Consider the following 15,356-nt stretch of genomic DNA (forward strand, 5'->3'; position numbering starts at 1 on the left):
TCTAATTTTCCTCTAATATAGCTTACTCTTCTTTAAAAAGGTCAACTACTCTAAATTCATTAACATCAAAAAGACCTTTATCCGACAATTTTAGTTTCGGAATTACCAACAAAGACATAAATGCAAGAGTCATAAAAGGCGATTGAAAATTTGATCCCAGATCGGAAGCAAAATTACTCAATCTTGTATATTCCCTTATCAAATCCTCTCCTGTTTTGTTCGACATTAATCCTGCCACTTCCAACTGGACCGACTCACACTCTCCGTTGTCTACAGCAACAATACCACCTTTCATTTCAATTAGTGAATTAATTGCATGAAGCAAATCTTCATCATTCGTTCCTACAGCAATAATATTGTGACTATCGTGAGCAATGCTTTCGGCAATAGCTCCTTTTTTAAAACCAAAACCTTTGGCAAATCCCATTACAGGCTTTCTGTTATCGTATCTGCTCATCACAACCATTTTCAATAAATCATTATCAACATCAGATACAACATTCGAATCAATTACTTTTGGAGTGCACAAAATTGAATCAGTTATCAGATCACCATCCTTAACAACCATTGCACGCAATAAACCATTTCGAGATTTAACAGCCAGATCTACTAATTGAATTGGGTTTCGACTGAAGTTATTCAAGATGATTTCATTGCTTACATTAAATAAAACCTCCTTGTTTTTATAAATGCAAACACCTTTTCGAAATGCTTGCTCCACAACAAATGATTTCGGATGATCAATTACTATAAAATCTGCATAATCGCCAACCTGCAACAATCCCAGATCTAATCCATAGTGATGAATTGGATTGTAACTAGCAGCCCGAAGTAATGAAAATAGATCAAGTCCCTTTTCCAATCCTCGTTTTATCAAAAAATTTATATGCCCATTTTCAATTAAATCATCGGGATGTAAATCATCCGTGCACAACATGATTCTATCCGGATGTGTTTCCAATAAAGAATACAATGCCTCAAAATCTTTTGCGGCACTCCCCTCCCTTATTTGAATCATCATCCCTAACGAAATCTTTTCCAGAGCTTCCTCCAAGGTTGAACATTCATGATCTGCTGAAATTCCAGATGCCACATATTTTTTCAAGTCCTGGCCCTTTAAACCTGGAGCATGACCGTCAATTTTTTTCCCGAGATTCTTACACGCTACTATTTTTTTGAGTACTTCAAGATCATCTTCAATCACCCCGACAAAATCCATTACTTCAGCAAGACAAACAACCTCTTCTCTTTTCAGTAAGCTTTCGACAATATTACTATCCAAAACAAAACCTGAAGTTTCGTATCGAGTTGCCGGCACACATGATGGAACCCCGAAACGAATTTCCAAAGGAACTTTTTTAGCATCATTAATCATGAAATCAACACCAATTTCACCCAACACATTTGCTATTTCATGCGGATCTGTAACCAAACCTAATGTGCCAAACTGTACAACTAAACTTGCAAACCGACTTGGTATTAATAAGGTACTTTCAATGTGCATATGTGCATCAACAAGTCCTGGTAAGATATATTGATCAGGAACAGAATCTCTCTTACTAATGGAAGTGATTCTTCCCTCTTCAACATACACCTCTGCATTGATTATTTCACGCGAAACAACATCTACAACTTTACCTGATATTGAAAACCTATTACTTGTCATCTCTAATATATTATCATTTGAAATGGGTTTCTCTTAATTCAATTCCTAAAACAACCCAATATTACCTTCAAAAATGCCCGAAATTAACTTTTCGATGTGCGGAAAAGCAATTTCGGGCGTTTTAAGGAGTAAACTATTTTAAAATACTCCTTAGTTCCACGTGGAACGTTATCGTCCCATGAGTACTAAAAGAACGTTAATATCGCTAGGGGAAACACCCGATATGCGTGATGCCTGACCGATAGTTTGAGGCTGTATTTTATCTAACTTTTGTCTTGCCTCGGTAGATATAGATTGCAGGCTTGCATACTCAAATCTGCCTTTTATATTAATATTCTCCAAGCGGGTCAATTTTTCGGCAATCAATTTTTCCCTGTTAATATATCCCGAATATTTGATTAATACCTCTGCTGCTTCAATAATTTCCTCTCTCCTGTTAGGGATTGAATCCACCAGTTCTTTCAATGGAATAATATCTTCCATCAAATCATTTATCTGAACCTGTGGACGAAGAATTATATCGTATAATTTTACCCCTTGTTTTAATGGTGCCGTTCCTAATTTCTCGAGTATCGGATTTAGGAACTTCGGTTTGCAGCTAAACTCTTTACAAAAGGTAACCAATTTATCTCTAAATTCAATTTTCTCCTCCAGTAAGTCAATTCGCTTTTGTCCCACCAAACCTAATTTAAAAGCCTTAGGACTTAAACGAAAATCTGCATCATCCTGCCTTAATAAAATACGGTATTCGGCTCTTGAAGTAAACATCCGATAAGGTTCATCAACACCTTTCGTTACCAAATCGTCAATTAAAACACCAATATAAGCTTCGTCTCTATTCAGTGTGAAAGCCTCTTTTCCTTGCACCAATAAACTCGCATTTATTCCTGCCATCATTCCCTGAGCTCCTGCTTCTTCATATCCGGTTGTGCCATTAATTTGTCCGGCAAAAAATAAGTTCGAGACCAATTTTGTTTCCAAAGTATGATGAAGTTGAGTTGGATCAAAATAGTCATATTCGATTGCGTATCCCGGACGATACATTTTCACATTTTCCAATCCAGGAACTTTTTGAAGTGCTTTTAGCTGAACATCCCAAGGAAGACTCGATGAAAATCCGTTGATATAATACTCCTGAGTGCACTCCCCTTCTGGCTCTAAAAAAAGTAAATGCTCTTGCTTCTCAGCAAAAGTCGACAATTTAGATTCTATACTTGGACAATATCTTGGCCCAGTACTTTGAATTGTTCCATTGTACATTGGTGATTCTTCAAACCCTTCCCTAAGGTTATCGTGAACTTCCAAATTTGTATACGTAATATAACATGGTCTCTGAGTAAGAATCCGATCTACATGATCTGTCAGATAAGAAAATTGATAAAATCCTTCTTCCCCATCCTGTCTTTTCATTACTGAAAAATCAATACTTCTGCCATCTAAACGTGCAGGAGTTCCAGTTTTCATCCTCCCAACTTCAAAGCCAATACTTTTTAATTGTTCACTAATTCCTACAGAAGCTGGTTCTGCTGTGCGACCTCCTTTTTCCTGCTTGCGGCCAATATGCATTAATCCGTTAAGGAAAGTTCCATTGGTTAGTATTACGGATTTCGCAGTAATATCGATTCCCAATTTTGTAGTCACACCAACTGCTTTGCCATCCTCTATAATCACTTGTACAACGGCATCCTGCCACATGTCCAGATTATTTGTATTTTCAACGATTTTTCTCCATTCCGAAGAAAAAATCATTCTATCACATTGTGATCTTGGACTCCACATAGCAGGCCCTTTAGAGCGGTTAAGCATTCGAAATTGAATGGATGAACGGTCGGTAACTATACCTGTATACCCCCCCAAAGCATCTAATTCACGAACAATTTGCCCCTTTGCAATTCCTCCAATAGCTGGATTACATGACATTTGAGCAATTTTATTCATATCCATGGTAACCAAAAGAACCGAAGATCCAAGGTTTGCCGCAGCTGTTGCCGCCTCACATCCGGCATGACCGGCACCCACTACTATAACATCATACTTTGGCAACATATAATAAAAAGATATTTATATTCGTTATTCTTATTTGTGTAAAGATAATTATTTTATTTAAAAAACTGAAAACCAATAAACTAGCACAGACTCTACTATACTAATCATCTAGAATTCAAATCAATAAACTAAAAAAATTTCACAAATTTAATCAATATCGGAAAGTAATGCTAACGATTCGTCTTCCTTTTGGGTCATTATTTGCTGATCCTCATCAGTTTTATCATCAATGCCCATTAAATGTAGGACTCCATGAATCATTACACGATGCAATTCCTGAAGGTATTCGCATCCATACTCTTTTGCATTATCAAGAACAGTATCAACACTTATAAATAAATCTCCTGATACAATATCAGTAACAGTATAATCAAAAGTAATGATATCCGTAAAATAATCGTGATTTAAGTATTCCCGATTCATCTCAAGCAGGTAATTATCAGAGCAGAAATAGTAATTTATCTCTCCAATTTCGAAACCATTATTAACAACAACGCGATTGATCCATTCGCTTAAACGCTTCTGATCAATCGCGGGAATACTAGCTTCACACGTATCGTAAGTAATCAACATTTTTATCCAAAAATAAATTTCATTTCTACTATAGCACCATTCTCTCCAAATTCAATATCATCAGCCAGATGATTCATCAGAAAAATTCCCCTTCCATGTGTTTTCTCCAGATTTTCAGGAAGCGTAGGGTCAGGTATATTTGAAAAATCGAATCCCTTGCCTTCATCCCACACAATGAAACTAATCGATTCGTCATCAATATTATATTCAATTTTCACCTTTTTAGTAACGTCAAGTTGGTTGCCATGCAAGATAGCATTATTGACGGCTTCAATGAGGGCAACTGAAATTTTCCCATAAATTTCAGAACTAAGGTTATGAGATGAAGAAATTTCATCTATAAGTTTTTCAACTCTACTTATATTCTCTAATTCGGATGGAAAGATTAGTAATTTTTCTGATTTAGTCATTATTTATTTTGATCATGTAATCCAAATACAATTTATTATAGTAGTCAATCATTTTTACATAAGAGTCATCGAAAACACCTTCGAAATCTGTTCGTATTCTTTTATACTCAAATATTTCTGTAGGGTTACTCAATTTAATTATATTTCCAGAATTACTTTCTCTTTTTTTATCAAAATCCATTTCTCTATGGGCATTTTCAGCTTCTAACAAACGGGAAATTATTCTGTTTTGCCTATTTATTGTATTCGAATTTATGGAAAAATTAGATATGTCTGATTGCGTTTGATCAATCATTTTCATTATTTCACGTAATATATTCTCGGTCTCATCTCCAACACCACCTTTCTGAAGAATTTCACTCAAATTTTGTTGAAACATTTCCTGTCTTTGTAAAAACTCACCTAATTTTTCTGTGGAATTATTTTTACCTTTTCCTGATTTCATTTCCTGAATCATCTCCTCCAACATCTTTTTTAAGGATTGCTGCTCCGATTGCATGCCTGAAAAAGATGGTTTTCCTCCTTTTTGATCACCAATTTGATCACCAGGCATGGCATTCGCCATTTGTTCCATTAGCTGTTTTAATGCTTCAGAAAGAAACAACGATAATTCATTAATTTCCGTTAGTACTTTTTGTTGAGTAATATTCGCTTGAATTTTTCTTCTGTTATTGGCCTCTTCAAGAACCTGATCAAGATAATTACTAATATCAAAAATTCTTGTTCCAATTAAAGCAGCAACCTGAGGCGAGTGAGATGAAAGAGAAAACAAAGAGTCCTGAATGAGTAAATACTCTTCTTTTAATCCCCCCTGCTCTTCAATCATTTTAAAAAATAACGGATTTCGATAATCCACAGTTTTGTAATCTGTCAGTACGGCCTCCTGCTGAAATGAAAATTCCATTAGGTTATTCATCAAGCGAATTAAATTATCAATATCAACGGTAAGTTGTGCACTTACACTTTTTGAAAGATTACTATTCAACTTTTGAGCAAGAGCTTTTTGTTTTTTAGAAGTTGCCTTCATATTTTTTGAAGCCTTAAAGTTTTGCCCTTCTTCTAAAAAAAAATTTGATTCTTTCATCATCTCAGAAATCGACTGAAGTTCTTCAGACGGATTTTGAAATTGATACGGATCACTAATGCCTGAATTTTTTTCAAGAAGATTTTCGAGGTCTTTTTTCAAATCATCCCATTTTTGACTTTCCTCAACTTGCTGAGAATTCATTTTTTCCTCCTGCTTGCGCCCCAGGCCACTAATTTCCTCCTGAGTATCCGCAATTTTATCAATTCTGCCGATGATTTGATTCATACGGGTCTCAATATCATATCGTTCCAACAAACTTAAGTTGCGATCCATTTGTTTCTGAAAATCATCAAACGACAAGTTTAATTGGTTCCCAAGCTTATTTAAATCTTCCGATTTAAAATCTTCGGCTAATTTGCTAAATTCTTCAAATAATTTCTGCAACTCATCGTCTATTACATTTTCAAGAAGCTTTTCAATTTGCTTTTGCTTTTCGATTAGTAAAGAATCTTTTTGTACCAAAGAATTTGACAACTGATCTTTTTTTGCATTCTCTTGCCTGATATTTTTTAGCAACTCATCCAATTGTTTCTTTTTAGAATCGATTTGCTGAAATATTTGTTGTTGTTGCCATTGGTCTCCGTTGCCATCCAACATATTTTTCTGAAGACGCTTTATATCTTCCTGTATGGATTGACTCAGATCAATACCTTTTTTGATCCGATCCGAGATACTATCCTGAATGTTTTTATTTAAATCGTACAACTGCTTCGAATCGGGAACTAATAACGAAAATTGCCGGGACCGGGACATTTTCGGCTTATTTATTCCGTCGTTATCGAAAACTTCGAAATAATATTGTACATGACTTCCTTCACCTACATCGACATTCTCAAAATCGAAGGCGTAATAGAACTCCTGAGAACTAATATTCCTATTTATATTTATTGGAATGTAAACAGGTTCCTGATCATTGATCAGATAACAAAACCGTAATTTCGTAAATCCATAATCATCCTTTAAGATACCTTTAAAATAGTAAGCTTTAGCCAATAAAGTATCTTGTATGGTTGACACCTGAATCTGTGGATAAAGATCTGGTATTACATCAATCGTATAATTGGCAAAAAGCTGTTTTTTAAATTGCTCATTACTCACATAAATCTGGTATTTATTTTTCTGAAAGATCGTTTTTGAAAATAAAAATATATTGCCTTTATTTTTTGAATTGACTTGATTTAGAGAATCATTGAAAACAACTTGAACTGAATTGGTATCTTCTCCCTCAATCGTCCATTCCAGTAAAGATCCTTCGGGGACACTAATATCCCCCAAATTTTGCTCTTTTCTTTCAGGTACATTTGTGTAAGATGGTGATTTTACGGAAAGCTCAAAAGACTTAATTTCAGGTTTAAATAAAAGTTCAAGCTGATAAGTTAATGATGTTATTTTGCCGGCCTTTAAAAAGAAACTTACTTCTCTATTTACATTCCTGAAAAGGTAGCTAAAACTATTGCTTCCTATCTTTTTTAAAAGGAACTGATTCCCCTCAGAAATCAGATAGACATTAGCCGGCACATATTTACCTTCTGTTTGCACTTTCAGGCAGAAATCAAAGCCTCGAACCACTTTCATGGAATCTTGGTTTACTTTAAATTTAAAGTCGGCTGGGGCGATGTATTCCTTTCTGAAATGAACCAAACGATTCGCACTGCCGGAATACATATCCGGCAAGACAATATAAGTCCCCACAACTGCAATGAATACGATTACAAGGTATTTTAAATAGCTAAGATTCGATCTGAATGATATCGCTTTTCTAAAAGGAATCAATTGAATGGATTCCATTCTTCGATTGATGCTGGCCATTAAAAGAGAGTCACCGGATGAATTACTTTTAGCTGACAGCTCGGTTAATTCCAATGTATTAATCAACCGATCCTGCAGATCCGGAAAATATTGGGTAATGATAGCAATAGCCTGTCTGTAACTTATTCTTTTTCCAATTTGAAACAAACCAATTATGGGTAAAATAATTAGTTTCACAATTATCAAAGAAAAAAACAGTACCGAAAAAATGGCGAGAAATGTTCGAACCGAAACTGAAAAATACAGTAAGTATTCTGTATATGAAACAATCAAGAAATAGGACAAAATCAGAACAATACTCAAAAGCAAACCTCTTAGGAGCTGATTTTGGTAGTATTTTCGAATAAACCGATCTAATTTTCCGATAAAAATTTCCTGACTAGAACCCATACCAACTACTACGTAAAAGAGTTAATTCCGATACAGCCACAATGAAGGATCCAATTTCGTACTTCCTTTCCATAATTGGAATTTAAGAACAGTTTGGCTTTGCGCCTGATCGGTATACACCTCGCCAATTTTTTCTTTGGACGAAACCGTGTCGCCTTTTTTTACACTAACCGAAGAAAGGTTTGAATAAACAGAGAAAAACTCACCATGACGAATAATAATCACATTATTAAGACCCGGCATAGATAGGATGTGTGTGACTTCTCCTTTAAAAATAGAGCGACATTCGGCGTTGCTGTCAGTCGTAATATTTACACCATCATTTCGAACATTAACATGCTTAAGCACTGCATGTTTGTGTTCCCCAAATTTTTCAGATATAAAACCTGTTTTTGTAGGCCAGGGAAGCTTCCCCTTATTTTGATCAAATGATTCTGAAAGTATCTTTTCCTCCGGAGTTAAGCCAAATTTGCCTCCTCCCTTATTTTTCTTAGCCGCTAGTTTAGCCTGACTTTCGATGATTTTCTGAATTTCCCTTTCCAGCTTTTTAGTATACTGCTGTTGTTGTTTTAAATCATCCCTAAGCTGTTTCTCACGCTGCTTCAATTTTGAAATTATCTCAGATTGCTGGGATTTCTCTTGAGCTAAGCTCTGATTTTCCTTTGTTTTATCTGATAGCAAAACAACTTTTTCGCTCTTTGCCTTTTTCAAACGAAGTAAGCTTGCCTTCAGCGAATCTTTTTTGGAGCCAATCTGTTTGCCTTGTTCTTTGCTGTATTCCGAAAATTGCTGAAGATACTTGTATCGCTTGTAAGCTTGATTAAAATCCTTAGCTGACAATAAAAACATCAGTTTTTCATGCGAATTTCTTTGCTTGTACGCATATTGAATCAACTTTGCATACTGTTGCTTCAGCTTATTCAATTCATCTTCCAAGCCCTTTACATCCGCATTCATTTTACCAATCTGAGAATTGAGATAAGAAATTTCATTTTCAATGGACTCAATCAAAGCTTTTCTGGCCTTTATTCTTTGATTTAGAAGGTTTAATTGTCCCAATGTTACATTCTTATTCTTCAAAGTGTTGGTGAGAAGACTATTGGTGTACGCTATGTCTTTAGCATTCTGCTCTTTTCTTTTCTTAAGAGTAGAAATATCATGCTGAGAAAAAGCATCTGCTGATGATATAACCAGAAGAGCAATTACTATATAAAATATTTTAATAAATGTTAATTTGCTAAATCCCATAGTGGTTTTATGGATAAATTTGATCGTATTTGTCAGGTATTGTAAACGAAAAGCGCAGATCTTCACTAAATGTTATCTTATTAAATTTAATGTTACAAGATAATAAATGTTTTGGATCCTTTACTTCAAAAGCCAATCGTTTGGGGAACTTCCTGTTTTCAAAAACAGTGAAATCCCGATACTTAATAGTTATGTCTCTCGCAGCATCAAATTCTTTTACCAATATATCTGTAATCCTCATTAAAGAAGGATCAATATCTACTCTTTGATAGTTAAACCTATTTAATTTTTCCAGCTTATCCTTCTTTAATTTTCGATCAATCTTTCTCGCTTTGTCAGATATAAAAACATACTTGTTGTCAATTATTTTTCCATCAAAAGATCGAATAAAAGCCTTTTCTTTCTCTTCGTTATCAATTTTAAAAATTGAATTGGTAAGGATGCTCTGGAAAGAATAAAAATCCAAATCCATATTTAGTTTATCCGAAAAGAACCCAAAGTCATCAATAAAATAAGTTTTCTTAAGCCGATCGATCATTTTTACAGAATCTGGTGTAATGAGCAGTCGGGCTACCGGTATCCCTACAGAGGCAGTAATATCAATCCAAATAATACTATCCTTTTCTATTTTAATAGAACCTTTAAAACTTTTGCTTATTCCATCAACCGAAAAGCTTGCCGAAAAGCGTTTTACGTATATACTCTGATAATTTAAACTGCTGTCTATTAATCCGTTATATAGCTTATTGTCTGATATTGGCTTTGCCTTCTCAACACCTAACTCATAAAATGATTTACAGGAAAACTGAAAAAGGGCAATGATAACGATCAGAACCCTTAAAACAATTTTTGAATATTTTCTATTGTTCATTTTGTTTCTTCTCTTCAGGAATACTTCCTGTCTTTATTTTTTCTGCCAAATACTCTGAACCTTCGCCAATTTCAACTGCCTTTTTCCATTCTGAAAGAGCCTTTTCCGTATCGCCTAAACGAAAAAGAATATCTCCGTAATGTTCGACAATTACAGCCGATTCTCCACCTCCGAATTCCATAGCTTTTTCCAAAATATTTTTAGCATCTTGATATTCTCCCATTTGGTATAAAACCCATCCATGAGTATCCAGATAAGTAGAATTTTCTGCTTCGAGTTTAATGCAAAGAGAACTCATTTTTTTTGCTTTTTCAAGCTCTAGACCTTTAACTGACAAATAATAGCTGTAATTGTTTAACACGATCACATTTTGCGGTTCGAACAATAAGACCTCATCATAAGCTTTAAATGCTTTTTCTGCGTCGCCCATTTGATAGTAGGCATCCCCTAAATAAGTCTGAAACTGAACCCGTAACTTAACATTTTCACCGATATAAGAAAAACCCTCTTCCAATGTTTCAATTGCGGCATTGTACTCCTGCTTTTGAGCTGCCGCAACCCCTTTAAAAATATATAAAATAGGTTGAGTCGGGAAATATTTTAATGCCTCCGAACTTTCATTAAACATACTTTCAAAGTCCAACATTTCATTGTCTATCAAAAGCAATTCTTCCCAAACTACATAATTTGTTTTTTCCTCTTCAAGCACTTTCCTTAAGTGATATCGTGCGCCTTCATTATCTTTTCTTTTTCTAAGAAAATCAGCATAAAGTGCATGTACTCTTACTTGTCCCGGATGAACTTCAACCAATATGTCCAATAATTCTTTCAAATATTCATCAGACATGCCTTCTTTATTTCCATTCATCAGAATGGAAATTAAAAATTGAATTTTCTGATCCGCTTCAATTTCTGAATTGCTGAAAGCCTTTGTAAGGGAAGCATTACTTTTTTCAATTTCGCCTTTTCTTCGATAAAAATCCGCTAAATAAAAATGAACCAAACCATTTTCCGGATCAATTTTCAATATCTTTTCGTACTGTTCAAAAGCTTTATCTTCATCTTTGTCTTCCATATACAGATCGGCTAACATTCCATAGAAATCAGCCCGGTAAGGATTCTTTTTTATCAGTTTCTGAATTTCGGAATAGGCCATTTTTCGGTTCCCTGCCGCAAGATATAAACGCTCTTTTTCCAAAGAAATTCCTTCCTGTATTCCTACCTTTTTCTCTAAACGATTATAGACTTCTATGGCTTCGCCAAACTTTTCTACGGAGGCAAATATCGCAGCTTGCAAATAATAAAAATCGTTTCGTTCCGGATGCAGTTTCACCAATTCATTATACACAGCACAAGCCTGATCCATCATCCCCTTTTTCTGGTAAATATTTGCAAGCTGAATTTGGTACCAAATATTTAACGGCTGTAATGAAACGGCAGCTCTGGAAAGTTCCAGGGCACTACCGAAATCTTCTTGACTCATATAAATATTCGCCAATTCGTAACGTACAACAGCGCTCGATGGATCAATTTTAAGGCAGGTTGCATACAAAGAAAGCCCTTTATCCAACTCCTGCAGCAAAACAGCCTTTGTTGCCTCCGTAAAGGCAAAATCAAACTCTAATTTTTGCGCCTCTGTCAACTTTACTTCTTTCTGTACTATCTCTTTTTTAGGCATTGGCGCAATTCCCCCTGCTAACAAAGAGCCCGACACCAAACAACCAATAAGAACTGCCAAACAAAATTTACATCCCACCTTCATCTATCTTTATTTTGAGAAGGTCGCAAAGTCTCCAACATTCCATTCCGAAACTTCACCCTGAACATCAACATAATTACCTATCATAGAATTTTCAAGGTTTAAGTTTTCAAGATTTGAGTTACGCTGAATGATTGAGTTGCGAACCAAAGTATTACTTACTGTTGTATTTGAACCTACCGAAACATGGGGCCCAATTACCGAATTCTTAATTTTAACATGTTCTCCGATGTAACATGGAGGAATAATAATGGAATTTTCGGATGAAGACGAAGAGCAAACCAAATCATCATTCTTGTGGTATTCCAATATTCTTTGATTTGTATGAACGGTTGCATCCTTATTGCCGCAATCCATCCATTCAATAACTTGTCCCGGTTTAAAAGAAAGTCCTTTGTTCTTCATGTTTTCCAAGGCATTAGTAAGCTGATATTCACCATTTACAAGCACCTTATTTTTCATCAGATATTCCAATTCATCCCGTAGGTTATCACCATCTTTAAAATAATAAATTCCAATGATTGCTAAATCAGATACGAAATTTTTAGGTTTCTCAATAAAATCTGTAATGTTATTTCTATCATCAATTTTAACAACCCCAAAAGCAGAAGGATCCTCAACTTTTTGCACCCATATCACGCTGTCTGCCTCGGCATCCAAAACAAAATCTGCTTTAAACAAAGTGTCTGCGAAGGCAACTACAACCTTATCAGATAAAGAAGGTGCCGCGCAATAAATGGCATGAGCTGTTCCCAATGCTTCTTCCTGATAATAAATGCTGGCTTTAGCGCCAATATTTTTAGCAATACCGCATAATATTTCCTCAACCTCCTTGCCAAAATCACCAATAATGAATGCTATTTCATCAATTGCTTCTTCAGAAACTTTTGCAATTTCTTCGACAAGACGCTGAACAATAGGCTTTCCTGCAATTGGAATTAAAGGTTTTGGCACTGTTAATGTATGAGGACGCATGCGTTTCCCCATTCCTGCCATTGGAACAATTATTTTCATCTGTTAAAATATCTAGTAGTAGTGAATTGTAAAATAACTAAAAAACGGATCAAATGTACCCTTTTACAATTTGTTTTGATCCAAATTAATAATTTTTAACGCATTAGGATTTTCCGGTGTGTCCAAATCCTCCGGCACCTCTTTCTGATGTCTCCAGATCCTCCACGGGTTCCCAATTTACTGTTTCGTGTGCAGCAACAACCATCTGGCAAATCCGATCACCATCTTTGATCTCCACAACACGATTTGAAAGATTTGCAAGAATTACACCTATTTCACCCCGGTAATCAGCATCAATAGTTCCTGGTGTATTTAATACAGTAATTCCTTCTTTTAAGGCCATGCCTGAACGCGGACGAATTTGGGCTTCGTATCCTGCAGGTAATTCAATAAACAGTCCTGTTTTTATTAATTTACGCTCCAATGATTCTAATAATACCGGTTCGTCAAGATTTGCTCTAAGATCCATACCTGCAGATAATTCTGTACTGTATTTAGGTAGATCGTGCTTCGACTTGTTAACGATTTTTACTTTCATCTGTTTGTATTTTTTATTTTATGCTCAGATGGAACTTACCATGCTGGAATAATCATCTCCTTGATTTTCAGAATTCTTTGTCATGGACGTTTCAAATGAATAACAATTGCTGGAAGAATATTTCATTTTTTTTTCGAATGGCTAAGATACATTTTTCAAAACTTTTATGAAAGGTTGATAATTAGGTCTTGACTACTTCCTTTTCCTGTTTATACCAACTATCTTTCCTAAAGAACTCCACAAATGCTCTTTTTGAACAACCACAATGATAAAAAGCAATAACAATGGTGTTTTTCCTGCCATTTTCATCCATTGATTTTCCGGGTTTAAATAAGTACTAATTGTAAAAAGGATTGCTGCAAGCAACAAATAAAAAAGTATTCCCTTTAAATCATATGGAACAGGATAGTATTTTTGACCTGCGATATAGGAGATTGCAGTTATTACTAAAAAGCAGGCCAGAACTGAATACGCTGCCCCCATGTACCCGAATATTGGCACCAAAAGAATGTTCAGGACAAGCGTTACTATAACTCCAACAATAGCAATATAGGCTCCAAACCGAGTTTTATCTGTTAGCTTGTACCACAAAGATAAAGAGAAGAAAATTCCAAAAAATAGATTAGCTAAGAGTACATAAGGTACAATTCCCAGTCCTTCATGATAACGCGAATCAATTAATATTTTTACAATATCCAGATAAAACATTACCCCAAGAAATATAATAAGACCAAGTATTACAAAATATTTTAATACATCAGCATACACCTGCTTTGAGCTCTGCTCTTTTGCCTGAGCAAAGAAAAATGGCTCGAAAGAATATCGAAATGCCTGTATGAATAAAGTCATGATTACTGCAAGCTTGTAATTTGCTCCATAAATTCCTGTCTGGTAGAAAGGATTTTGTGATTCAGGAATCAACTCAGGCATAATCATTTTATCCAAATTGATATTGAGTGTTCCGCATATACTTACCACTAAGATGGGTGAAGAATAAGCAAGAATTTTAAGCAGTAATTTTTGATCTAACTTTAACTGAACCTTTAAAATATCCGGAAGCAGTAGTAGTAAATTTGTGAAACTTGAAACAAATATGGCCATAAATATATATCCAATTCCAAATTCAGGATTCCATATTGTGGTGATTGGTATTTCAGGAAAGTTATTGTGAATCCAAGGACATAATAGTAAAAAGAAGAGGTTTATTCCCAAATTAACTCCGATATTAATCAGCTTTAGTCCGGCATAACGAACTGCTCTGTTCTCTTTACGCAATTTTGCAAATGGCAAAGCTGTTATAGCATCAAATCCCAATGTAAGTGCAAGCAATACAATAAAACTCTTGTTTTCAGGCACTTCTAAAAAAACAGACAATGGATTTAAAAAACCTGCAACGATAATCCAGAATAAAATACTTGTTGCAATTAAAGAAATAAAACCCGTTGAAAAGGTAATATCGCTCTTCGTCTCTTTGCTTGCAAAACGAAAGTAGCCGGTTTCCATGCCATAGGTTAGAACAACAAGCAGTATGGCCACATACGACATAAGATTTGTAACAATTCCATAGTCTTCAGGAACAAATAAATTCGTATACAAAGGAACCAACAGCCAATTAAGTAATCGGCCCAATATGGAACTTACACCATAAATAACAGTTTCTCCGGCAAGCTTTTTAAGAGGATTCAAATCAAGTGAATTAGTTTGTTAGAACTGGCAAATATATGATAATTTTATTTTTCATTTTTCTAAAGTGTCTGAAAATGAATTCATAGATGTTCCACGTGGAGCAATTCCATTTTCTTTCGGAAAAAAAGACTATTCGATATTTATATCAAAAATAAATAAGGGGTACACAAACGATTTCGGTGGAAATATTTGATAATTTGAGTCTTATAAGCTCACGAAACACTTTTTTATCCCAATTATTTTTTCCACTTTTGTTGAC

At 35.0% G+C, this 15,356-nt stretch carries 11 protein-coding genes; all 11 read right to left on the reverse strand.

Annotation, left to right across the window (positions count from 1 at the left end):
* Positions 1-22 precede the first annotated feature (22 nt).
* The 11 genes from ade to ACKU4N_RS00860 all read right to left on the reverse strand — a co-directional run bounded on the left by ade (position 23) and on the right by ACKU4N_RS00860 (position 15,097).
* Positions 23-1,666: an adenine deaminase gene (gene ade / locus ACKU4N_RS00810; protein ID WP_321319705.1), complete on the reverse strand. Its 1,644-nt coding sequence runs from the start codon at positions 1,664-1,666 to the stop codon at positions 23-25.
* Positions 1,667-1,834: 168 nt separating this feature from the next.
* Positions 1,835-3,712: a tRNA uridine-5-carboxymethylaminomethyl(34) synthesis enzyme MnmG gene (gene mnmG / locus ACKU4N_RS00815; RefSeq protein WP_321319706.1), complete on the reverse strand. Its 1,878-nt coding sequence runs from the start codon at positions 3,710-3,712 to the stop codon at positions 1,835-1,837.
* A gap of 147 nt (positions 3,713-3,859) precedes the next feature.
* Positions 3,860-4,285 carry an rRNA maturation RNase YbeY gene (gene ybeY / locus ACKU4N_RS00820; protein WP_321319707.1) on the reverse strand — a complete coding sequence of 142 codons (426 nt, stop codon included), beginning with the start codon at positions 4,283-4,285 and terminating at the stop codon, positions 3,860-3,862.
* Positions 4,286-4,287: 2 nt separating this feature from the next.
* Positions 4,288-4,695: an ATP-binding protein gene (locus ACKU4N_RS00825; protein ID WP_321319708.1), complete on the reverse strand. Its 408-nt coding sequence runs from the start codon at positions 4,693-4,695 to the stop codon at positions 4,288-4,290.
* A complete protein-coding gene (locus ACKU4N_RS00830) occupies positions 4,688-7,981 on the reverse strand; it encodes a coiled-coil domain-containing protein (protein ID WP_321319709.1) in 3,294 nt (1,097 codons plus the stop codon). Before ACKU4N_RS00830 ends, ACKU4N_RS00825 begins: the two co-directional genes overlap by 8 nt.
* Positions 7,982-8,002: 21 nt before the next feature.
* Positions 8,003-9,229 carry a murein hydrolase activator EnvC family protein gene (locus ACKU4N_RS00835; RefSeq protein ID WP_321319710.1) on the reverse strand — a complete coding sequence of 409 codons (1,227 nt, stop codon included), beginning with the start codon at positions 9,227-9,229 and terminating at the stop codon, positions 8,003-8,005.
* A 7-nt stretch (positions 9,230-9,236) separates the two neighbouring features.
* Entirely contained in the window at positions 9,237-10,100 is an 864-nt protein-coding gene (locus tag ACKU4N_RS00840) for a lipoprotein insertase outer membrane protein LolB1 (RefSeq protein ID WP_321319711.1), read from the reverse strand.
* Positions 10,090-11,862: a tetratricopeptide repeat protein gene (locus ACKU4N_RS00845; protein ID WP_321319712.1), complete on the reverse strand. Its 1,773-nt coding sequence runs from the start codon at positions 11,860-11,862 to the stop codon at positions 10,090-10,092. Before ACKU4N_RS00845 ends, ACKU4N_RS00840 begins: the two co-directional genes overlap by 11 nt.
* Before the next feature lie 6 nt (positions 11,863-11,868).
* Positions 11,869-12,873 (reverse strand): sugar phosphate nucleotidyltransferase, encoded by a 1,005-nt coding sequence (locus ACKU4N_RS00850; RefSeq protein ID WP_321319713.1) that lies wholly within the window; start codon positions 12,871-12,873, stop codon positions 11,869-11,871.
* Between the two features lie 103 nt (positions 12,874-12,976).
* Entirely contained in the window at positions 12,977-13,411 is a 435-nt protein-coding gene (gene dut / locus ACKU4N_RS00855) for a dUTP diphosphatase (protein WP_321319714.1), read from the reverse strand.
* A 192-nt stretch (positions 13,412-13,603) separates the two neighbouring features.
* Positions 13,604-15,097: a lipopolysaccharide biosynthesis protein gene (locus ACKU4N_RS00860; protein WP_321319715.1), complete on the reverse strand. Its 1,494-nt coding sequence runs from the start codon at positions 15,095-15,097 to the stop codon at positions 13,604-13,606.
* Positions 15,098-15,356 lie beyond the last annotated feature (259 nt).

It is taken from the genome of Labilibaculum sp. (assembly GCF_963664555.1).
GTDB lineage: Bacteria > Bacteroidota > Bacteroidia > Bacteroidales > Marinifilaceae > Labilibaculum.